General features: G+C 62.4%; 18 protein-coding genes. 12 read left to right on the top strand and 6 right to left on the bottom strand.

Annotated elements, in window-relative coordinates:
- The first annotated feature begins 216 nt into the window (after nucleotides 1-216).
- Together AC0L3E_RS11560 and AC0L3E_RS11555 are read left to right on the top strand one after the other, a co-directional pair.
- Complete coding sequence (locus AC0L3E_RS11560) at nucleotides 217-2,307, top strand: O-antigen ligase family protein (protein WP_473604810.1); 2,091 nt, start codon at nucleotides 217-219, stop codon at nucleotides 2,305-2,307.
- 168 nt (nucleotides 2,308-2,475) lie between these two features.
- A complete protein-coding gene (locus tag AC0L3E_RS11555; RefSeq protein ID WP_245463686.1) occupies nucleotides 2,476-3,348 on the top strand; it encodes a phytanoyl-CoA dioxygenase family protein in 873 nt (290 codons plus the stop codon).
- Between the two features lie 89 nt (nucleotides 3,349-3,437).
- Here AC0L3E_RS11555 and AC0L3E_RS11550 read toward each other — a convergent pair whose 3' ends face one another.
- Nucleotides 3,438-4,337 (bottom strand): LysR family transcriptional regulator, encoded by a 900-nt coding sequence (locus tag AC0L3E_RS11550; protein WP_473604809.1) that lies wholly within the window; start codon nucleotides 4,335-4,337, stop codon nucleotides 3,438-3,440.
- A gap of 128 nt (nucleotides 4,338-4,465) precedes the next feature.
- Between AC0L3E_RS11550 and AC0L3E_RS11545 the strand changes: the two genes are divergently transcribed.
- From AC0L3E_RS11545 to AC0L3E_RS11530, 4 genes are all read left to right on the top strand, one after another.
- A complete protein-coding gene (locus AC0L3E_RS11545) occupies nucleotides 4,466-6,103 on the top strand; it encodes an ABC transporter substrate-binding protein (RefSeq protein ID WP_473604808.1) in 1,638 nt (545 codons plus the stop codon).
- Between the two features lie 655 nt (nucleotides 6,104-6,758).
- Nucleotides 6,759-7,961 carry a polysialyltransferase family glycosyltransferase gene (locus AC0L3E_RS11540; RefSeq protein ID WP_245470021.1) on the top strand — a complete coding sequence of 401 codons (1,203 nt, stop codon included), beginning with the start codon at nucleotides 6,759-6,761 and terminating at the stop codon, nucleotides 7,959-7,961.
- Between the two features lie 187 nt (nucleotides 7,962-8,148).
- Complete coding sequence (locus AC0L3E_RS11535; RefSeq protein WP_127810991.1) at nucleotides 8,149-8,517, top strand: VanZ family protein; 369 nt, start codon at nucleotides 8,149-8,151, stop codon at nucleotides 8,515-8,517.
- A gap of 157 nt (nucleotides 8,518-8,674) precedes the next feature.
- The gene (locus tag AC0L3E_RS11530) at nucleotides 8,675-8,890 is read left to right on the top strand and encodes a hypothetical protein (protein WP_127268451.1); all 216 of its coding nucleotides are present in this window, start codon (nucleotides 8,675-8,677) and stop codon (nucleotides 8,888-8,890) included.
- Between the two features lie 262 nt (nucleotides 8,891-9,152).
- Here the strand turns inward: AC0L3E_RS11530 and smc are convergent, their stop codons facing one another.
- From smc to AC0L3E_RS11515, 3 genes are all read right to left on the bottom strand, one after another.
- Nucleotides 9,153-12,614: a chromosome segregation protein SMC gene (gene smc / locus AC0L3E_RS11525; RefSeq protein ID WP_473604807.1), complete on the bottom strand. Its 3,462-nt coding sequence runs from the start codon at nucleotides 12,612-12,614 to the stop codon at nucleotides 9,153-9,155.
- Nucleotides 12,615-12,719: 105 nt separating this feature from the next.
- Nucleotides 12,720-13,463, bottom strand: a complete 744-nt coding sequence (locus AC0L3E_RS11520) for a DsbA family protein (RefSeq protein WP_127268828.1) — start codon at nucleotides 13,461-13,463, stop codon at nucleotides 12,720-12,722.
- Nucleotides 13,464-13,626: 163 nt separating this feature from the next.
- Nucleotides 13,627-14,127 (bottom strand): DUF721 domain-containing protein, encoded by a 501-nt coding sequence (locus AC0L3E_RS11515; protein ID WP_127268827.1) that lies wholly within the window; start codon nucleotides 14,125-14,127, stop codon nucleotides 13,627-13,629.
- Between the two features lie 53 nt (nucleotides 14,128-14,180).
- Here AC0L3E_RS11515 and mutY point away from each other — a divergent pair, with 53 nt between their 5' ends.
- Entirely contained in the window at nucleotides 14,181-15,353 is a 1,173-nt protein-coding gene (gene mutY, locus AC0L3E_RS11510; protein ID WP_473604806.1) for an A/G-specific adenine glycosylase, read from the top strand.
- Complete coding sequence (locus AC0L3E_RS11505) at nucleotides 15,346-15,957, top strand: HAD family hydrolase (protein ID WP_127319723.1); 612 nt, start codon at nucleotides 15,346-15,348, stop codon at nucleotides 15,955-15,957. Before mutY ends, AC0L3E_RS11505 begins: the two co-directional genes overlap by 8 nt.
- 66 nt (nucleotides 15,958-16,023) lie before the next feature.
- Here AC0L3E_RS11505 and AC0L3E_RS11500 read toward each other — a convergent pair whose 3' ends face one another.
- On the bottom strand, nucleotides 16,024-17,157 hold the full coding sequence (locus tag AC0L3E_RS11500) for a site-specific DNA-methyltransferase (protein WP_127268824.1): 1,134 nt from the start codon (nucleotides 17,155-17,157) through the stop codon (nucleotides 16,024-16,026).
- Between the two features lie 176 nt (nucleotides 17,158-17,333).
- Between AC0L3E_RS11500 and AC0L3E_RS11495 the strand changes: the two genes are divergently transcribed.
- Nucleotides 17,334-18,020 carry an HAD family hydrolase gene (locus tag AC0L3E_RS11495; RefSeq protein ID WP_128308335.1) on the top strand — a complete coding sequence of 229 codons (687 nt, stop codon included), beginning with the start codon at nucleotides 17,334-17,336 and terminating at the stop codon, nucleotides 18,018-18,020.
- Nucleotides 18,021-18,062: 42 nt separating this feature from the next.
- On the opposite strand, the gene AC0L3E_RS11490 is transcribed toward AC0L3E_RS11495, so the two are convergent.
- Nucleotides 18,063-18,794: a hypothetical protein gene (locus AC0L3E_RS11490; RefSeq protein ID WP_256745778.1), complete on the bottom strand. Its 732-nt coding sequence runs from the start codon at nucleotides 18,792-18,794 to the stop codon at nucleotides 18,063-18,065.
- Nucleotides 18,795-18,922: 128 nt separating this feature from the next.
- Here AC0L3E_RS11490 and thrC point away from each other — a divergent pair, with 128 nt between their 5' ends.
- From thrC to AC0L3E_RS11475, 3 genes are read left to right on the top strand one after another with little or no spacing between them, the layout of a single operon-like run.
- Nucleotides 18,923-20,320 carry a threonine synthase gene (gene thrC, locus AC0L3E_RS11485; RefSeq protein WP_256745779.1) on the top strand — a complete coding sequence of 466 codons (1,398 nt, stop codon included), beginning with the start codon at nucleotides 18,923-18,925 and terminating at the stop codon, nucleotides 20,318-20,320.
- Nucleotides 20,321-20,334: 14 nt separating this feature from the next.
- Nucleotides 20,335-21,627, top strand: coding sequence for a M16 family metallopeptidase (locus AC0L3E_RS11480; protein WP_127290840.1), 1,293 nt, complete (start codon nucleotides 20,335-20,337; stop codon nucleotides 21,625-21,627).
- Nucleotides 21,628-21,642: 15 nt separating this feature from the next.
- Nucleotides 21,643-22,239, top strand: a complete 597-nt coding sequence (locus tag AC0L3E_RS11475) for a GNAT family N-acetyltransferase (protein WP_127412055.1) — start codon at nucleotides 21,643-21,645, stop codon at nucleotides 22,237-22,239.
- Nucleotides 22,240-22,242: the final 3 nt, after the last annotated feature.

The following is a 22,242-nucleotide window of genomic DNA, read 5'->3' as shown; positions in this document are numbered from 1 at the left end:
TCTATTCCCTTTTGGGCACATGGGACCCGAGAGTACCTTTGCGATCTTCCATGAAGCCGATCAGCTCATGATTCGACGGTGTCGTAAGCGCAGATGAGCAAGAGGCATCGCGGCAAATTCGGGTCTTGCACATGATCTGTAAAGTGTCGCCTTGAACATCTCCTTCTTTCCATACATAGGTCGACCAGGTGGGTGGCGGCTCAACATGGAACTTCAATGAACCTCCCTATCTTCGCCATCAACCTCGATCGCGAGACCCAGCGCTGGAGCGAATTGCTCGCCAGCGCCGAAGCGGCGGGACTGACCTTGCAGCGCATTGCCGCCGTCGACGGTCGGGCGCTTGCTGAAAAAGACTGGACGGAGATCGATCTTCCAGCCGCGCGCAAGCTGAGCGGGCGCGACATCCTTTCGGGCGAATATGCCTGTTACCGCAGCCATATCCGGGCGCTGGAAACGTTCCTGGCCGGTGGCAGCGCCCATGGCCTGATTGTCGAGGACGACGTCCTCTTCAGCGAAAGCACCATGCGGCGCATCGAGGCCATCATCGCGGCGGTGCCGGATTTCGATGTCATCAAGCTGACCAACCATCGCATGAGCTTCTTCATGCGCGCGGTCGAGACGGCGGAAGGCGATGAGATCGGTCGTGCGCTGCATGGCCCGCAAGGCTCGGCCGCCGCCTATCTGGTGACGCGAGAGGGCGCGCAGGGTCTGTTGTCGGCGCTCGCCGTAATGAAAATGCCATGGGACGTCGCGCTCGAGCGCTTTTGGGATACTGGCCTGAAAGTCTATTCGGTCCGCCAAAACGTGCTTGGCTTCGCCGCCAGCAGTGGGATCTCGGGCATAGCCGGTCCCTCGGGAAGCTACAAATCCGCAAGGCTGGGCGGGCCGAGCCGGCTACGTGCCGGGGTGTTACGGGCCAGCGACGAACTGCGCCGCCTGCATCACGTCCTGCTGCCGCCCCCTCTGCCGCGAAATGCCCTGGATGATGCCAAGGACAACGCGCCGCGCCACACCTTGCTTCTGTTGCTTGCGGCACTCGCCATTCTCGCTTTGGTCTCCGCGGTGTGGCGCGAGGCCGACACCTACCGCTATGCGGGCCTGGCGCTGGCCCTGGTCGCGGTCATCCGCTGGTTCAGAGTGGATTTGTGGACCTACAGCAAACCGCTGATCGGTTGGGTCGGCTTTCTGTGTCTGGGCTGGTCGCTCTACGTCTTCATCCGACTGGCGATCGTCTATTTCGGCACCCACCAGTTGGGTGGCGCCGAAGGCATTTACATGTTTCCGCTGTTCTACGCGACGACCGGCTTCGCGTTTCTGCTGTTTGTCAGGCAGCCCGCACGGCTCGTGCTCTGGTTCATGATCCTCAGTCTCGTCTTCCTAGCGGCGGACACCTTCTATTCGGACATGTTTCAAGGCGTCCAACCTGCCCCGTGGCTTTTCAACAATCCCATCCACGCGTCGGTGGCGGCCGGTTTCATCTTCCTCTGCACGCTGCAATTCATGGCCTACTCGGCGCAGAGAACGGACCTCGGAAAAGCAACCAAGAACCTGCATTGGGCCCTGTCGACAGCCGTCCTGCTGCTTGCCCTCGTCAATATCATCGAGATGCGCTCAAAGGGAGTGTGGCTTGCGCTTGCGCTCGCTCTGCTCTTGTTGGCGGTCATGACCCTGGCGAGAGGCCATCGCCGCGAACTGTTGGTTTCGGGTGGCGTGCTGGTGATCGTGGCGGCCGGCATTGTCGCGGCACACAACATCTTCTCGTCCACCGCCGACGATACCATGGCATTCGTCAAAACCTTGGTTCCGGATGTGTTCAGGCATGGGGTCCTCCCCGCCTTCGACCGCGCCATCGCGAGCGACGCGGTTCCGCTTGCAGCCAAGGAGAGGCTGATGCTGTGGGCGGATGCGATCAATATCTGGAAGCGCCACCCGATCTTCGGAGCCAGTTCCAGCTGGCTGACCGAATGGCAGAACAGAACCTATCATCCCATGATCTTCAATGTCTTCCACAATGGTTATCTGGAGATTGCCGTGCGTTATGGGGTGGTCGGACTGGCGTTCTTTGCCTTTCTCTACACCTGGTCGGCCAGGCAGGTTCTGCTGGCCATGCGAGCCAAGCTCGTCGCTCCGGCCGCATGGTCCTGCTACATCTCCACACTGGTCTTCTTCGCCCTAACCATCCTCACCAATTCCAACAACCGGCTGGCCATGGGCGAGGCCTTCATGTGGTTTGCCGCAGCGTTCGGCTTCTATTGTTTTTATGTTCGCCAGCAGAAGAACCTTGTCGCGCCGCGGACCTATTTTTAGGGCCTGCCGGCGCAGCACATATCTGACCAGCCGATTGCGACCAATGCACCTTTGACGCCCCGCTCAATTTCCCGATAATCGGGAAAGTCGATGCCAAAATCGATGGCTTATCGCCGGCAACCCCTTCGTTACGATCGACACGGATCACAGACAGGGGTTGTCACGGACATGCTGACGGACAGGCAGGCACGCGAGGCGGTGGAGCAGTACCGCGAGGAAGGATACGCGGTCGTTCGACAATTCGTCGACGGCGACGAGATGATCCGGCTGAAGAAGGAAACCGATGCGGTCTATGCCGAAGGCCTCAAGCATCACGCCACCTTCCGGCACGGCAACCTGAATTTCCAGATCCTGCCTGAATCGGACTTTGGCCAACGCTATGTGCTGCAGGCTTACTGGTTTTCCTGGATCAATTCCTATTTCGAAGAATTCCGCCGCAATCCCGACTATCTGAAGCTGCTCGAGAGCCTGATCGGCCGTGACATAAGGCAGATCGCCCAACAGCTGCACTGGAAGCCGCCCGGCGCCAATGTCACGGGTTATCGCTTCCACCAGGATCTGCGCTTCCGTAACCAGGCGGCCTTCGACAATGTCGCCGACGCCACCGTGACAACAGGCCTCGCGGTCGATCGGGCGACGCTGGACAATGGCTGCCTTCAGGTCGTGCCCGGCAGCCACAAGCTCGGCTATCTCGGCCTGTCGGACGAGGGAACCGGCGAGCTGATGAAGGGCCTGACCGCCGAAGAAGAGTTGCGCAAAGTCGGCATCGACCCGGCGACCATCGTTCCGCTGGTGCTGGAGCCGGGCGACCTTGCTTTATGGGGGCTGCTTACCGTGCACGGCTCCTCGCCCAACAAATCGCGGCACGACCGGGCCTTTGCGCTGTCCAGCTATGTGCGGGCCGATACGACGCAACGTGGCGAATGGGCGTTCAGGGACGGTGTCTCGGTGCCGCTCGGCAAGACGCCGGCACTGTGCAAATACGAAAAGCTCTTCGAGGAGCCTGGACCGATGTACGACACCACCGCCTGGTGGAAATGACGCTGCCGCGTCGGGCGACGGGGGCAGAGGGGGCCTGGCGTTCGCGCCAGGCCCCTGGCGGCGTTGGCCATGGACAATCGGGCAGCATTTCAGGCGGTGAAGTCGGCCGACAGTTCGCGGATCAGGAAATCGACGAACGCGCGCACCTTGGCCGCAATATAGGTGCGGTGCGGATAGAGCGCGTAGATCGGGCTGGAGCCGGGGCGAAACTCATCCAGTTGCACTTCCAGCCGGCCGCCCCTGATCGCAGCGTCGACCAGCAGGCTGGGCAGGTTGCCGATGCCGAAACCGGCGGTAGTCATCTGGTAGGCGGCCTCGACGCTGTTGGTCGAGATGCGCCCGCCGATAGCCGCATCGAAAGGGCCGTCGGGTCCGATGAATGGCCACGTGCCAAGGCGCTTGGCGAAATTGCTCAGCACGCAGGAATGGCTTGCCAGCTCATCCGGGTGGACCGGACGGCCGTTTGCATCCCAATAATCGGGCGTGGCGCAGACATAGTTGCGGACTTCACCAAGCCGGCGCGCAATCAGGGCGGAATCCGCCTGACCGCCGAAGCGGATGGCCACATCATAGCCTTCCTCGACAATGCCGACGACATAACGCGCGGTGAGGTCGAACTCGATCGTGGTGAGCGGGTTTTCTTCGAGGAATTTCGGCACCAGCTTGGTTATGCGCGTGTGGCCCAGAACATTGGAGCAGGAAACCCGGATCAGGCCGCGCGTCTCCTTGTGCAGGCCGCGCGTCGAATCCTGCAGTTCGGATATGTCGTCGAGCAGGCTGCGCGCACGCGGAGCATAGTCGCGGCCCGCCTCGGTGAGGCTGAGACGCCTTGTGGTGCGATTGATGAGCCGGACGCCAAGGTCGTCTTCCAGTTCCTTGATGGTACGGCTGACGGCCGTCGTCGACATGTTGAGATCGCGCGCCGCCGCCGACAGGCTGCCCAGCAGGCAAACCCGATCGAACACCCGCATCGCCGTCAGAAGATTCATCTTGCCTTCCCCTCGCCGTCGCGGCCCCGCCGCCATCGGCTGCGTCCTGTAGAAAACAGCGCCCAGCAACGACGCGGCAAGGGCATTCCACCGAATTTGGGCGTAAAATCAACAATGGGAGAACCGATATGACATCCAGACCTCTTCATCCCGCGATCGGCACATTTGCGAAAGGCGCGAAGAGCGGCGCGCTTGGCCGCCGCGAGTTCCTGGCGCTGGCCAGCGCCTTCGGCGCCAGCACGGCGATTGCCTACGGGCTCATCGGTCAGCCGGTCCCGGCGCGAGCCGAGGAAGCCGTCCAACCCAGGAAGGGCGGCGTGGTGCGTGTTGCCATGCAGGTGATGGAGCTGGAAGACCCGCGCAAGTTCAAGGTTTCGCAGATGGGCAACATCGCCATGCAGTTTCTCGAACCGCTGGTGCGCTGGAAGCCGGATTTCACCTTCGAGCCGGTGCTGCTGCAGAGCTGGGAGATCAATGCGGACGCGACGGAATATGTGCTCAAGGTGCGCCCGGGGGTGAAATGGTCGAACGGCGACGATTTCATCGCCACGGATGTTGCCTTCAACATCACGCGCTGGTGCGAGAAGGATGCCGCCGGCAACTCGATGGCCGGGCGCATGACCGCGCTGATCGATCCCGACACCAAGGTGGCGCGCACTGGTGCCATCGAGGTTCGCGACGGCCACACCGTGGTCCTGAAACTGTCTCAGCCCGACATCACCATCATCCCAGCGATGACCGACTATCCGGCATTGATCGTCCACCACACATTCAATCCGAAGGCGGCGCCACTGTCGGCCAACCCCGTTTGCACGGGCCCGTTCGAACTTAAAAGACTCGATGTCGGCGTTGCTGCCTCGGTGCGCAAGCGGCCGGACGGGTCGTGGTGGGGCGGCGAGGTGTTCCTCGACGGCATCGACTGGACCGACTACGGCACCGACTCGGCCGCCACCGTCTCCGCATTCGAATCCGGTGAGATCGACCTGAATGGGCAGACGCAGTCCTATGACGTCGCCATGCTCGACAGGCTGGGCCTGAAGAAAAGCGAGATCGTCACTGCCGCCACCCTGGTCTCGCGCTGCAACGTCAACGCCAAACCCCATGACGACAAGCGCGTGCGCAACGCCATACAGCTTGCGGTCGACAACGAAGCGGTGCTGCAACTGGGCGCCGACGGCATGGGTATCGTCGCGCAGAACGATCATGTCGGACCGATGCATCCCGAACACGCCGACTTGCCGCCGATCAAACGTGATCCGGTCCGGGCCAGGGCATTGCTCGAGGAAGCCGGCCAGCTCGATTTCGAATTTGATCTGATCTCGGTCGAAGCCGATTACCGCAAGGAAAGCTCCGATGCCGTCGCCCAGCAGATGCGCGACGCGGGCTTCAAGGTGAAACGCACTGTCATCCCGGAATCGGCATTCTGGAACGACTGGACGAAGTATCCCTTCGCGACCACCAATTGGAACGCCCGACCCCTCGGCATCCAGACCTATGCGCTTGCCTACCAGACCGGTTCGGCATGGAACGAGACAGGGTTCGCCGATCCCGACTTCGATGCCAAGGTCCACAAGGCCAACGCCATCGCCGATCCGGAGCAGCGCCGTGCGGTGATGAAGGAACTGCAGGTCATGCTGCAGGATTCCGGCATCATCGTTCAGCCCTACTGGCGAAAGCTGTTCTGCCATATGAAACCTGCCTTGATGGGTTACCAGATGCATCAGGCCTATGAGCAGGACTTCACCCGGGCCTGGCTCGCGGCCTGATCGCGGGCAACCCTTCCGATGGGCGGCGCATTTTCCGGCGCCGCCCATCGCCTGCTCACCGGGAAAGTTGCGCCGAAGCTTCGGCATCAAGGGCGTTCGAGGAGCAGTGCGGGCTTCGCATCGGGCATGATGCGCAGGTGCGGCCACACGCGCCATACCTTGGCAGGTCGGCCGGAATCCCGGGCCAGCGCACCGGACCGGCTGGCACATCAAGCGTGTTAAACATTCTGGTTTCCGCCTCTGTCATCATCAAGCTCCGGTTCATGGCTGGAGCTTACTTTTGAAAGATGGAAGTGAAACCCGCTTTCCCGGGCAACGACCTTCCCGAAAACCGGGAGAATTCGCGCTCTTGGTGCCGACAGGAACCGAAGCGGCAAGATCGAGCCGCATGAGCGGTCTGCCGCCGCCTGATGTTTAGGGATCTCAGGTCTCTGCCGCTCAATTGAACTGAATTCGCCTGCTTATTGCGCGGAACTCCAGCCTGTCTCGGGCGTTGGACGCCAATATCTGCAAGATATTTTCCGGTCGACGACGGGCAGTATTATGAAGCTGGCGAAACGCCCCGAGCCACACACGGTCTTCGGACATGAAGCAATTTTGCGGTTGAGATCGCGGAACATGCGGCGTTATTTCCATCCTATCTGGAGACCTTAAATTGCCAGTTCGAATATGCTGCGTCTTTGGCAGCTGGCAATTGCTCAGCCTGGTTGCCTCTCTTCGCCAGTCAACAATGGATGGAAGCTTCCCGGCGGGTGAGGAGCATGAGGATTACCTTCTGCTCTATGAAACGGCCGGCGTTTCCGAGCATTTCAAGACCGGTCTTGCTGAACTTGCGTCTACAGTATGGACCTGGAAACGGATCATATGGGCATACGACCTTCTGACGTCCGAGCGTAAATATGGGCAACTGCAAATTTTCCGGATCCATCGTCTGATCCGAGACACAATTGGCATCGACGCGAGTTCCGCGGTTGAAATCTGGGCCTGCTTCGTTAACCGGCCATCGGAAAAAATACTGCTGGACTCATACCCAGAAGCCAAGATCGTTTTGTATGAGGATGGCTTGACGTCATACCTTCCATTCGAAATTTCAACCATGTCATGGCCGCCAGGCACCAGGTTTAGACGGCGCATCACCGGAGCCTTGATTGCAGGACTCTCTACAATTTCACCGGCGTTCCGACTGAGGAAAGCGGCCGACAAGATAGAAAGACACCATCTGAGACGGGTGACAAAGTTTTATTCTTTGCTCCACGAAATCCCCATTCACGATGCTCTGGAGAACGTACCAAGATTCCAGGTCGGCGCTTCGCTGATGCGCGACGTAATAGATGAAGCCTGCAGGGATGCGCTTTCCGGCGGCAATGAACATTGCCGTGCGTCAGCCAACCCACGGCTCCTGCTGCTCGGCCAGGCATTGTCGCGAAACGGCATAATGTCGTACGCGCAAGAGGCGGCGATCTATAGACGCATTGCGGAGCAGATCGTTGAGAGAGGATACGACGTCGTCTGGAAGGAACATCCCAGAATAAGCACGCCCTTCTTCCCCGAATTGCTGGATACCATCGGCAATGTGACAGCCGACGCCAGCACCAGGATCATGGAGGCGAACCTTCCGCACATATACCCGATAGAGCTTGTCGTATCCCGGATGAACATTGTTGGGTGCGTCTCCGGCACGTCAGCTGCCCTTCTCTACCTGAAGTGGCTTTATGGCATCAAAACATACACATTTGCGGAAACCTTGATCCCCCTGATGACTGGCGCGGATATTCTAATGAGCGAAATGGTGAAAGCCCATGCGGAGCCCTTTTCAGCACTCCACTCTTTGAACGAGACGCAGACGGGGATCCGTTGAACGGCGGCAACGCCGCGCTATGTCCCGGCGCATCAAGACCAGGATGAGGCGGAACAGACCTGGCTGAAAAGGCTCAAGCAAAAATTGCGGCTTTGAAAGACAACGCCGTCGATCTGAGTTTCAGCCTGAACCGCCAATACCGAGCCGGTTTCGACCTTCGCGGCGGGCAGGCACAGATTGGAGCAGAATGAGACTTCATCCAGCCGCCGAACGGATTGCTTTTTTCAGCACGCTTGTCGCTGTTCTTGTCCTTGCACTGGTGCCTATACCCGGACTCGAGGAGTACGGGATCGATATCGGTTTCCATTACGACAAGCTGAATCACGCCAGCGCCTTTGCCGTCATGACTTTCCTTGGAGGGCTCGGCTGGCCTGATCGCAAGGTCAGGCTGATCGTCTTCCTTGCAGTTGTTGGAGCGGCGATCGAGGTCCTCCAGGGCACGGCGCTGATACGACGTGATCTGGACGTGTCCGACTGGGTTGCCGATTGCGTCGGCATCGCTTGTGGCCTCGTGGCCGTGATCTGTGTGAACTGGATCTTGCGGCGCAGAGGTTGAGCCTGTTCTCAAGCCCTTTGTGCACGGGGCCGATAGCCAGAGGAGTTCGCCCCCGGCTCCATTGACTCGGCGAAATCGGATTGCAACGGTCCGATCCGAGAGTGGGCGGTTTTTCGGGCGCGGCACCCAGGAAGCGCGCCATCAGTATTGAGGGACGATGACGATCAAGATCAGGCTTCCGGGTGGCGTGTTGAAGGTCAAGCAACGTCATGAGTTGCGGCGACGGGAGCACAAGGGCGAAGTCCCGGTCTGGCAGTTTGGCAAATATTTCGTCATCTGGTGGCCCAGTACAATTCCCGATCGACCCTCCAAGAGCTCGAATACTGACGATGAGCTTGAAATGAACATTCCATCGACTGGAGAAAGCACGTAAGCTCTATGCATCATGGCTTTGCGAATCAGATTGCCGGGGGGCACACTGAAGGTGAAGACCTACCGCGAACTGCGTGATCGCGAGCGGGATCGCAGGGTGCCTGTGCTAAAACTGGGATCGCTCTATTTCGTCTGGTCCTCGGCCAAGCATCATTCGCACAGGCACAGTCCGCGGCCCTGACATTTTTTGCCGGGCGAAAACCGCTTGCACACTTTTCCTGAATTGCTCCGGAGCGGCCCCTTCGCAGGCAGCGCGACCTGGGTCAGCTTGCCTCGCGCATCGCCTCGGCCGCCTGCAGGTCCACCGACACCAGTTGGCTGACGCCCTGCTCGGCCATGGTCACGCCGAACAGCCGGTTCATGCGCGCCATGGTGATGGGATTGTGGGTGATGATGACGAAACGCGTCTCGGTGGTGGCCGCCATCTCGTCCATGAGATTGCAGAAGCGTTCGACATTGTGGTCGTCGAGCGGCGCGTCGACTTCGTCGAGCACGCAGATCGGCGCCGGATTGGTCAGGAACACCGCGAAGATCAGCGACATCGCCGTCAACGCCTGCTCGCCGCCGGACAGCAGCGTCATGGTCTGCGGCTTCTTGCCGGGCGGGCGGGCAAGAATTTCGAGGCCAGCCTCGAGCGGATCGTCAGATTCGATCAGCTGCAATTCCGCCGTGCCGCCGCCGAACAGATGCGAGAACAGCCGCTGGAAATGGCCGTTGACGACCTCGAAGGCGGCCAGCAACCGCTCGCGGCCTTCGCGGTTGAGGCTCTGGATCGCCTGCCTGAGCTTGCGGATCGCCTCGATGATGTCCTCGCGCTCGGAGACGATCGCCTCCAGCCGATCGGATAGCTCCTTCTGCTCCTCCTCGGCGCGCAGATTGACGGCGCCGAGCCGTTCGCGCTCGATCTTCAGCCTGTCGAGTTGACGCTCGATCTCGGCCATCTCAGGCATCGGGCTGTCGGCCTCCAGACCGGTGTGGCGGATGACCAGATGCGGCGGCGTGTTCAGCGTTTCCTGTATGCGCGCCTCGACCTCCAGCCGGCGCTCGTCGGCCGCGGTCAGCCGCTCCTCGGCGCGAACGCGGGTCTCGCGCGCCTCGGCCAGGAACTGGATGGCGCCGGTGGCGGCCTTGTCCATTTCGGATTGCCGGTTCTCCGCTTCCTGCAGACGGTCGGCCGCCGCCTTGCGCAAGCTCTCGGCCTCGGTGAGCTGCGACAGCAAGGCACGCCGCTTGGCGTCGATTTCATCGGGAGCATCGGCCAACCGCTCGCGTTCGGCCTCGGCCTCGGCTCTGCGTTCGCCGAGCGATGCGATCTGCGTCGAGGCGTTTTCGGCCCGCTCCAGCCAATTGCTGCGCTCGGCGCCAATGGCATCGAGCCGGCGCGCGCGCGCCTCGGCTTCGCGCCGCAGCCCCTCATGCACCGCGCGCGCATCGGCAAGCGCGGCGCGGTCGCGGGCGACATTGGCCGAGGACTGTTCGAGCTGTAATTGCAGATCGCCAAGATCGGGCGCGTCCTGCAGCAGCATTTCCGCCTCGGCGAAGGCGGCCGAAATCTCCTCATGGCTGTCGACGATGCGGGCGCGTGCCTCATCGAGTGCGGCGCGCCGGCTCTGCAATTCGCCACCGGCCCTTTCGGCCTCGGCCAGCGCATTGCGGGCAGCGTCCAGCCGATGCTGAGCGTCACGACCGGCCTGGCGCGTGTTGCGCTCGGCCTCGCTTGCCAGGCGGAGCGCCTGTTCAGCCTCTCCCAGCGCATCCTCGGCCTGGCGCAGGACGAGCGTCGCTTGTATCGCCTCGGCATCGAGCTCAGCCAGCCGGTTCTTCTGCGCCAGCCGTTGTGCTGCGGCGGTCGGCGCATCGGCGCTTGCGGTAAAGCCATCCCAGCGCCAGAGCGCGCCTTCATGGCTGACCAGCCGCTGGCCGGGAGCAAGCAGCGACTGCAACCGGCGGCCGTCGCCGGCGGCATCGACGATACCGATCTGCGCCAGGCGGCGGGCGAGCTGTGCCGGCGCGTGGACCACGCTGGCCAAGCTTTTAACGCCTTCCGGCAAAGCCGCGTCGCCAGGCTGGATCGCGCTTTCGCCCCAATGCACCGGCGCGCTGCGGTCGAGCGGCACGTCGAGATCTTCGCCAAGGGCCGCACCCAGCGCCGTTTCGAAACCGCGATCGACGCTGATCTGCTCCAGCACGGCTGGGAAGAGATCGCCGCTGGCTGCATTCAGGATTTTGGCCAGCGTGCGCGCTTCGGTTTCGATCCGCGCCAGCTCGGCCCTGGCATCCTGAAGCGGTGGCCGGGCAGAACTTTCCGTGGCGCGGGCATCGATGACCGACTGCTCGGTCTCCGACACCGCAGCCTCGGCCTCCTCCAGCAGCGCCATGGCCTGTTCGACCAACACCCGCTTCTCGGCCGGATCGGGCAGGCCAGCGACCTTGGAGAGTATCTCCGACAATTCCCGGTCGACATCGGCAAGCTGGCGCGCGAAGCGGTCGCGGCGTTCGGCGGTGTCGCGCAGCGTCCGTTCGATCTGGTTGCGCGAGGCGGCAGCCTCGGCCCGTTCGGCGGTCAGCGCGGCGAGCTTGGCTTCGCTTTGCGAAAGCGTCGACGCCGCCTGTTCGAACGCCGCACGGGTGGTGGCTTCGCGTTCGGCGGCGCCGGCATTTTCCGAATTGAGTGCTGCCTCTTCGGTGCGAAGGCGCTCGAGAATGTCCGCATTGTCGCGGACCATGCGCTCTTCACGTGCGATATCGCCGTCGAGCTGCTGCAGCCGGCGCTCGAGTTCGCTCTGACGGGCGCGGATGCGGCCGGCTTCCTCCTCGATCTGCGACTTGGCGATCGACAGGCGCTGGAAGGCAGCGGCGGCGGCGGCTTCCGCGTCGCGCAAATCCGGCAACCGGTGAGCGCCGATACCTTGCTCCCTGGCAGCGGCCATCTGGGCCGCGGCGCGGTCGCCGACAAGGGCTGTCGCAACCGCCAGCGCCGAACGCGCCTCGCCTTCCTGGGTCTTGGCCAGCGTCCAGCGCAGATGCAAGAGCGTCGCTTCGGCCTTGCGAATATCGGCCGACAGGTTCTTGAAGCGGGAGGCCTGGCGCGCCTGGCGCTTCAGGCTTTCGATCTGGCTTTCCAGCTCGCCGACGACGTCGTCCAGTCGTTCGAGGTTCTGCTCGGCCGCCTTCAGCCGCAGTTCTGCCTCGTGGCGGCGGGTGTGCAGGCCGGAAATGCCTGCTGCCTCTTCGAGCAGCGCGCGGCGTGCCTGCGGCTTGGCCTGGATCAGTTCGCCGATGCGGCCCTGACCGACCATCGACGGCGAACGCGCGCCGGTCGACTGGTCGGCGAACAGAAGCTGCACGTCCTTGGCGCGGGCCTCCTTGCCGTTGATACGGTAAAGCGAGCCGGCCTCACGCTCGATGCGGCGCGACACCTGCAATTCGTCGGCATCGTTGAAGGCAGCGGGCGCCGAGCGGTCACTGTTGTCGAGGAAAAGTGTGACTTCGGCGGTGTTGCGTGCCGGGCGCGTGCCCGAGCCGGAAAAGATGACGTCGTCCATGCCGGACGCGCGCATGTTCTTGTAGGAGCTTTCGCCCATCACCCAGCGCAGCGCCTCGACAAGGTTCGACTTGCCGCAGCCGTTCGGCCCGACAATGCCGGTCAGTCCGCGTTCGATGACGAACTCGCCGGGCTCGACGAAGGACTTGAAACCGAGGAGGCGAAGGCGCGAAAACTTCATTCGCGCCGCCCACTAAGCGGATTACCGTGGTTTTGCGATGAGAATTCGCGGCACGACAGGAAGCCGCGCACGCCGAAGCGCCGCCGCCTCAGGGCTGACTGGACGTCAGAGCAGAGGGTCGATGATGGCCGACATTTCCTCAATCGACATCGCCCCCTTGTAGGTCTTACCGTTGATGAAGAAGGTCGGTGTCGAGTCGACCTTGAATTCATTGGCGCCACGCTTCTGGACCGATCTCACATCGTCCAGAAGTTTCTGGTCCGTCAAGCAGGCCTCGAAGGACTCCTGTGTAAAACCGGCGAGCTTCGAGATTTGCAGCAGTGCATCCTTGGTGTTCTGAACGCCAGCCCAGTTCGCCTGCTGCCTGAACAGGACGTCGACCATAGGGTAGTAGTTGTCCTTGGCGCAGCGCGCCAGCATAAAACCGGCTTCGGCACTCGGATCGAACGGGAATTCGCGCAGGATGTAGCGCGCCTTTCCGGTGTCGATGTACTTGGTCTTCAGGTCCGGAAAGGTGGTCTCGGCGAAATGCGCGCAGTGCGGGCAGGTCATCGAGGCGTATTCGACGATGGTGACCTTGGCGTCGTCCTTGCCAAGCTGTTTGTCGGGCAGCGCACCCGGCTTCATCAATTCCGCCATGTCCACGGTGCCCTGGGCTTCCGGCGCGGTGGCGGCGGCCGGCGTGGCCGGCGTCGCGGGGGCGGCCGGGGCCGCAGGCTTCACATCCGCGGCCTTCGCCTCCTCGCCAGAGTCGCTGCAGGCGGCGAGCAGGGCCACCGCCGGAATGGCGGCCAGCGAAGACAGGACGTTTCTGCGAGACAAGCTTTGGCCAAACGGGGGACGGTTCATACGAATCACCTGACAAGGGTTGGATTTTGCAATGCAAAGACACGAAAAGGCGAGAGTTGGCGCGAATTAAGGCATCTCGATCCCCAATCCAATCGCGAAACCTGACAAGGGCGATCACGAATGCGAGATATTGACTACGAATCCATGACTTTCTTCAAGACGCCTATGATTTTCTCTCCCCGATAATGGTCGCGCCAAGTTTCTCCAGCGAGGCGCGCAGTTCATCATTGTCAACGAGGCCGACAGTTCCCGACAATTTCGTCTTCTCAGCCGCCGTCAGCGGCCTCAGGGCCGGTTTGCGCCTTCCTTTGTCGGTTGTCACCGGCTTCTGCAGGATCCTGATGCGATTGATGGCGGTGAAGCCGAGGAAGGCGTTGACCCGGTTGATGATCTCGCCCGTCTCGTGCTGCAGATGAAGTGCCGCCATGCCTTCGCAGGCAATGACCAGCACGGCCGGCTCGAACGGATCGTCCTCATGCATACGGCGCGGCCATTGGATTTTTTCGGGGCGCGAATGGCTGGCCAGCCGCGGGCCGGCGATCTCGTCCCATGACTGGACGAGGCCGATCGAAATGCCAGCCCGCTTGCGCAGCACCGGATCGAGGATCCTGGTCGCGAGATCGCTGACCGGGACGGGATTGCCGTAGGGCGTTCTGCCTGCCATGTACGTCCTCCAGCCACGACCCCAGCAGATAGCGGCCAGGCCGATACAGATCAATGGCACCAGCAGACCAGACCCGCAAGACCGTATCCTGGGATAGTGGCAAAGCCACATCCGAGGACAGCAGCAGAGCTGCATCCGGGCATATCGCGTCCCGCCTGCTAGGCTGGTACGATGTGCATCACCGTGAATTGCCGTGGCGCATCACGCCTCGTGAGCATGCGCGCGGCGTGCGGCCTGATCCCTACCGTATCTGGCTCTCCGAGGTCATGCTGCAGCAGACCACCGTCGAAGCGGTGAAGGCCTATTTCCGGATTTTCGTCGAGAAATGGCCCGATGTCGGGGCGCTGGCCGCGGCGCCGGCGGAGGATGTGATGAAGGCCTGGGCCGGGCTCGGCTACTACTCCCGCGCCCGCAATCTCAAGGCGTGTGCCGATCTTGTGGCCGCGCGTGGCGGCCGGTTTCCCGACACGGAAACGGCTTTGAGAGAACTGCCAGGCATCGGCGCCTATACGTCGGCGGCCATCACGGCGATTGCCTTCGACCGTCCCGCCGCCGTTGTCGACGGCAATGTCGAACGCGTCATCTCCCGGCTGTTTTCGATCGCAACCCCGCTGAGCGAAGCCAAGCCCGAAATCCGTGCCCATGTCGAGCGCATGGTGCCCGGGACAAGGCCTGGCGACTTCGCCCAGGCGATGATGGATCTCGGCGCCACCATCTGCACGCCACGCCGGCCGCGCTGCATGCTGTGCCCGCTGCGCGAAGACTGCAGCGCGGTCGTTTCAGGCGATCCCGAGCACTTCCCGGTGCGCCTGCCCAAGGCCGACAAGCCGCAGCGGCACGGCGCGGCCTTTGTCGCCGTGCGGGCCGACGGCGCCATCCTTCTGCGCAAACGGGCGGAGAAGGGTTTGCTCGGCGGCATGACCGAGGTGCCGACGACGGGTTGGACCGCGCGGATCGATGGGGCAACCACGGAAGCGGCCGCGCCCTTTCCTGCCGACTGGCGGCATGCGGGCCGCATTGCGCATGTCTTCACGCATTTCGCTCTCGAACTCGAAGTCTTTCACGCTCACATCAAAGGTGATGCGCCAGACGGGCATTTCTGGTCGCTCGCTCACGAGATTTCCGGCGAGGCGCTGCCGACTGTCATGAAAAAGGCAATCGAGGCTGCGATACCCGGCGCGACGAAAAAGCCGTCGCCACACAGTGCAAAGAGGCCCCATGACTGAAATACGCCACATCGTTTTCGACATCGGCAGAGTGCTGATCCACTACGATCCCAACATTCCGTTCAGCCGCCTCATTCCGGATGCCGAAGAGAGAAAGTGGTTTTTCGACAATGTCTGCACGCATGATTGGAACATCGAGCAGGATCGTGGCCGGACCTGGGAAGAGGCTGAGGCGCTGTTGATCGCGGACCATCCCGATCACGCGGAAAACATCCGCGGGTTCCGCCGCCACTGGCACGAGATGGTTCCACATGCCTATGACGACAGTGTCGCCATCATGCTCGGCCTGATCGAGAGCGGCCACGACGTGACCATGCTGACCAACTTCGCCAGCGACACGCTGGCCGAGGCCCGCGAGCGCTTCGATTTCCTCAATCGTCCACGCGGCGTCACCATCTCGGGCGAAATCGGCATGATCAAGCCGGATCGCGGCATCTACGATCACCACGTCGCCGCATTCGGCCTCGAACCGGCGGCCACGCTGTTCATCGATGACAGCCAGAAGAATGTCGATGGCGCCAAGGCGGCAGGCTGGCAATCGGTGCTGTTCACCGATGCAAAGGCGCTTCAAGCAGACCTCGAACGTCTCGGAATTAAGGCCTGATTTGAATCACTTCGCGCGATCCGTTGAGCCTTTGAATCAACGGCATTCGAAGCAATTGGCAGGGGTTCAGGCCCCTGCCCGCTCCATGCCGAGCCGCGCGATGCGGCGCAGCTCGTCGATCGGGGTCAGGCCACCGCTGCGCTCATAGTGCCAGAAGGTCCAGCCGTTGCAGGCATCCAGCCCCTGCACTTCGGCGCCGATCTTGTGGATCGAACCGGCGCTGTCGCCGATCGCCACAGTACCGTCGGCGCGCACCTTGGCGGCCCAGCGCTTCTTGGCGTCGTAGAGCGTCGCACCCGGCATCATCAGGCCGGTGTCGATCAGGCTGACGAAAGCAACGCGCGGCTCGGCGCGCTTGCCGGTCAGCACGGTGAGATCGGCGCCATCCAGTGGCCGCACCGCGTCGATGCGCTCGTTGGCGGCGTCGATATAGGCCTGCTCGCGTTCGATGCCGACGAAATGGCGGCCGAGACGCTTGGCCACCGCGCCCGTGGTGCCGGAGCCGAAAAAGGGATCGAGCACGATGTCGCCCGGTTTGGTCGAGGCCATCATGATGCGGGCAAGCAGCGCTTCCGGCTTTTGCGTCGGATGCAGCTTGTCGCCATTGTCGTTCTTCAGCCGCTCGCCGCCGGTGCAGATCGGAAACAGCCAGTCGGAGCGCATCTGGATATCGTCGTTGGACGCCTTCATGGCTTCGTAGTTGAAGGTATAGCCCTTGCCCTTCTGGTCGCGGGTGGCCCAGATCATCGTCTCATGCGCGTTCTGGAAGCGGCGGCCGCGGAAATTCGGCATCGGGTTGGTCTTGCGCCAGACCACGTCGTTGAGGATCCAGAAGCCGAGATCCTGCATCTTGGCGCCGACACGGAAGATGTTGTGATAGGAGCCGATGACCCAGATGGTGCCGTTGGGTTTCAGCACCCGGCGCGCCGCCAGCAGCCAGGCCCGCGTGAAAGCGTCATAGGCCTCGAAACTCTCGAACTGGTCCCATTCGTCGTCGACGGCGTCGACCTTCGACTGGTCGGGGCGGTGCAGGTCGCCGTCGAGCTGCAGATTGTAGGGCGGATCGGCGAAGATGACGTCGATCGATTTTTCGGGCAGCCGGTCGAGCGCGGCGACGCAGTCGCCCTTGAGGATCGTGTCCAGCCATTCGGATTGCTGGGGAGCGTGGGATAGCTCGTCGAGAAGACGCACGGCAGACATTCTGACACCCAGGGCACGCGTTACTGTTTACTCCTGGTTATGGTTACCGATCAGCGTAAATATTCCGTGAAGGCCAAGGGACGGGTGGGGCGAATTTGCGAAGGCGGCCCTGTTGGTGTATGCCGCGCCGCCTGAGCCTTCCGAGGCCACTTCGCCCTCCCATTGTCCGGATCACCATGCCCCAGCCAGACCTTGTCATCTTCGATTGCGACGGCGTGCTCGTCGATTCCGAGATCATCGCCGCCCGTGTCGACGCCGAGCTTTTGACCTTGGCAGGATACGAGATATCGGCTGAGGAGATTTCGGAGAGCTATGCCGGCCTGACCTTCAAGGACATCATGCTGCGGGTCGAGGAAAAGTCCCGCATCCCCTTCCAGGCCTCTCTGATCGACAGGGAGGAACAATTGGTCGACCGCAAACTGCGCAGCGACGTCCGCGCCATCGATGGCGCGCGCGAGGCCGTTGCCGCGGTAACCGTGCCGCGCTGCGTCTGCTCGAATTCACGCTCCGAGCGGATCGAATTCATGCTGGAGAAGGTGCATCTTTTGCCGTTTTTCGCCGACCGGATTTTTTCGGCGATGGAAACACCGACCGGGAAAACGAAACCGGCGCCGGACGTGTTCCTGTTCGCGGCGGAGAAACTCAACGCCAACCCGGGGAACACTTTCGTCATCGAGGATTCCGTGCACGGCGTCCACGGCGCAAGGGCGGCGGGCATGCGGGTGATCGGCTTCACCGGAGCCGCCCACAGCTATCCCGGCCATGCCGACGCGCTCACCGAGGCCGGCGCCGAGACGGTGATCCGCCGCTGGGCGGAGCTGAAAAGCGTGATCGCGGCGCTGTCGGAATGGTCGGACGCCTGAGAAGCGTGCGCCGCGACGCACGCCTCATGCAACTGCCGAGACCTAGTTCGTCGCGGCAGCCCTCTTGCGGCGGGTCTTCTTCGGCTTGTCGGCCGTTGCCTGATGCGCGGTTTCGTCATAGCCGGCAAAGGCCTGATAATCCTGCGCCGTCGGCTCGGGCACGACGACATTGGAATCGGTGAAGACGAACTGCGTGGCAACCGAAGGATCGGTGACCTGGACCTGATACTGGTGGAGCTGCGAGTAGAGGACCTCGGTGCCATGCATCACAGCCGTTCGGATCGGCATGGTGATGGTGCCTGGAGAAAACTTCGGTCCGGGGACAATCTTGCCGGCGACCGCGATCTTCATCGTCAACTGGCCGTTGGCACGGCTGCAGTCGCGTGTCACGTCGCTGACCGATGCCTGGTAGATGATGTTGGCCGATTCGTCGGGCGGAGTTGCAGCAGCGGCGTCGGCGTCGGCCTGGGCCGCGGCATCCTGCGCGGCGTCGCCGGTCTTCTTGATCCTGGGCTTGGGCTTCTGAGCTTCCCTGGAATAGGTATTGAAAAAAGCCGTGCCGTCGCGCACCGTCACCCGAGGGCAATAGGCCTGCAACTGGCTGGCCAGTATCTTGGGATCCTGGGGCGGCGGTGGCGCCGTCGGGTCCTCCTTCTTGCCTATGCCGAGGTTCAGGATGCCATTGTCGCCCGATTGGCAGCCGGCGGCGGCAAGCATAAAGCCGGTGAGCGCAAGACCCGCCAAAAAGCGACCACTGAATGTACGAAACGCCATGAAACTGCACTTCCCTCTCGCAAAGCTGGTGACGTATATCAACCGCACGGCAAAAATGCGACTGAGCCAGCGCAGAAATTAACCACCTTGCGGTGGATGGAAAAGCCAAGCAGTAACGGAATTGTGACATGCACTATGTGAGTACCCGCGGGGAAGCCCCCGTTCTCGGATTTTCCGACGCCGTGCTGGCCGGGCTGGCGCGCGACGGCGGGCTCTACGTGCCGCGCGAGTGGCCACAGTTTTCCGCCGCCGAGATCCGCGCCATGCGCGGCCTTGCCTATCCCGACCTTGCCATCCGCGTGCTGTCGCCGTTCCTTGGCGACGAAATCCCGGCCTCCGTTTTCGAGCGGCTGGTGCGCGAAGCCTATGCCACCTTCCGCCACGAGGCCGTCTGCCCGCTGGTGCAGACCGGCCCCAACACCTTCATCCTGGAACTCTTCCACGGGCCGACGCTCGCCTTCAAGGACGTGGCAATGCAGCTTCTGGCCCGGCTGATGGACCATGTGCTTGCCGAACGCGACCAGCACGCCACCATCGTCGGCGCCACCTCGGGCGATACCGGCGGGGCGGCCATCGATGCCTTTGCCGGTCGCAGCCGGACCGACATCTTCATCCTTTTCCCGCATGGCCGCGTCTCGCCGGTGCAGCAGCGGCAAATGACGACGTCGACGGCTGCAAACGTCCATGCGCTGGCGATCGAAGGCAATTTCGACGATTGCCAGGGACTGCTCAAGGACATGTTCAACGATCACGGCTTCCGCGACCGTGTGGCGCTTTCGGGCGTCAATTCGATCAACTGGGCCCGGATCATGGCCCAGATCGTCTATTATTTCTCCTCGGCGCTGTCGCTCGGCGCGCCGGACAGGCCGGTCTCCTTCACCGTGCCGACCGGCAATTTCGGCGATATCTTCGCCGGCTACGCCGCCAAGAAGATGGGCTTGCCGATCGAGCGGCTGGTCATCGCCACCAACGACAACGACATCCTGGCGCGCACCTTTTCGACCGGCGAATACCGCACCAAGGGCGTCTTTGCGACCACGTCGCCGTCGATGGATATCCAGGTGTCGTCCAATTTCGAACGCCTGCTGTTCGAGGCCTCCGGCCGTGACGCGGCGACCGTGCGGCGCTACATGGACGGTCTGAAGCAGTCCGGCGCTTTCACCATCGAACCCCAGCAAATCGCCGGGATGCGGTCGGAATTCGACGCCGGCCGGGCTGATATGGACGAGGTCGCCGCCACCATCCGCTCGACGCTCGCGGCCAGCAACTATCTGCTCGATCCGCACACCGCGGCAGCTGTGCATGTCGCTGCGGGCAAGGCGTCAGGCGCCGTGCCGATGGTGGTGCTGGGTACCGCGCACCCGGCAAAATTCCCGGCCGCCGTCGAAGCCGCCAGCGGCGTGTCGCCCGCACTGCCCGCGTGGCTAGGTGGGTTGATGACATCGGAGGAAAAATACACGGTACTTCCCTCCGACCTGAAAATGGTGGAAGATTATGTCGGCCGCCGCGCGCGGGCGGCGCGTTAAGGAGTACTAGCCATATGGGTGTTGAGGTAAGCCGTCTGTCGAACGGCCTGACAGTCGCCACCGAAACCCTTCAAAGCATCGAATCGGTTGCCCTTGGTGCCTGGGTCAAGTCGGGTGCCCGCAATGAACGTGAGGACGAGCATGGCATGGCCCATCTGCTCGAACACATGGCGTTCAAGGGCACGAAAAGGCGGAGCGCCTTCGAAATCGCCTCGGAGATCGAGGACGTCGGCGGCGAGATCAACGCCGCCACCAGCGTCGAAACCACTTCCTACTATGCCAGGGTGCTCTCCGACGACGTGCCGCTGGCCGTCGACATTCTTGCCGACATCCTGCAGGAGTCCGAATTCGACCCGCAGGAACTCGAGCGCGAACAGCATGTGATCCTGCAGGAGATCGGCGCCGCGCACGACACCCCCGACGATATCGTCTTCGACCGTTTCACGGAAACCGCCTATCGCCATCAGACGATTGGACGCTCCATTCTCGGCACGCCCGAAACGGTCAAATCCTTCACCTCCAAGCAACTCCACGACTTCATCGAGCGGCAATATGGCGCCGAGCGCATGGTGATTGTCGCCGCCGGCGACATCAAGCATGACAATTTCGTGCGCGAGGTCGAAAAGCAACTCGGCGGCTTCCGCAGCAAGGCCGACAGCACCATCCCGCAATATGCGCAATATGTCGGCGGCGACTTCCGTGAGGACCGCGACCTGATGGACGCGCAGATCGTGCTGGGGTTCGAAGGCCGGGCCTATCATGTGCGCGACTTCTATGCCTCGCAGGTGCTCTCGATGATCCTCGGCGGCGGCATGTCGTCGCGCCTGTTCCAGGAGGTCCGCGAGAAGCGCGGCCTGTGTTATTCGGTCTATGCCTTCCATTGGGGCTTTTCCGACACCGGCGTCTTCGGCGTCCATGCCGCAACCGGCCAAAGCGACATCGCCGAACTGGTGCCTGTCATCATCGACGAACTGCAGAAGGCCGGCGAGAAAATCCTGCAGGAAGAACTCGACCGGGCGCGCGCCCAATATCGCGCCGGACTGATCATGTCAGCCGAAAGCCCGGCCAGCCGCGCTTCGCAGATCGCACGGCAGTTGCTTCTGTTCGGCCGGCCGATCGCCAAGGAGGAACTGATGGAACGGCTGTCGGCGCTGACGGTCGAGCGGCTGACCGATCTATCGTCGCGTTTGTTCTCGACCAAGCCGACGCTTACCGCTGTCGGGCCTGTGGGCACACTGGCGCCATACGAGGCGATCCTCGAATCGCTCGCAGGCACGCAGACCACGGCCCGTAAGCTCGCCGTCTAAGCCCCTCGAAGCGTCGTGTTCGCGCTCCCTTTCTTTCGCCGCGACCTGCCGGCGCTGAAAGGCGACCGCGTCACGCTGCGCGTGCCGTTCACCAACGACTACCGCGAGTGGGCGGCGGTGCGCGGCGAAAGCCGCGCCTTCCTCGAACCCTGGGAGCCACGCTGGACTCCCGATGAACTCGACCGCAACGCATGGCGGCTGCGCATCAGCCGCTACCGCGAAGATTATGCGCAAGGAACCGCAATCGCCTTCTTCATCTTCGAGAGGAGCAGCGGCAAGCTTGCTGGCGGCATCACGCTCGGCAACATACGCCATGGCGTCTCGCAAAGCGGCCATGTCGGCTACTGGATCGGCGAGCGCTTCGGCGGCCGCGGCCTGATGACCGACGCGGTCAAGGTGGTGGCCCGCTTCGCCTTCGATACGCTGAGGTTGCACCGGATCGAAGCGGCCTGTATTCCCGACAACATCAGGTCGATCCGCGTGCTTGAAAAAGCCGGATTTCGGCGCGAAGGACTGCTGCGATCCTATCTCAGGATCAACGGCATCTGGCAGGACCACTACCTCTACGCCCGGATCGCGGACGATCCGCCGGGCGTTGGAACGAAGGACTGATTT

Source organism: Mesorhizobium sp. WSM4822, from assembly GCF_055811155.1.
Note: the sequence above shows the minus strand (reverse complement) of the source record. Positions and strands in the feature narration are given on the sequence as shown.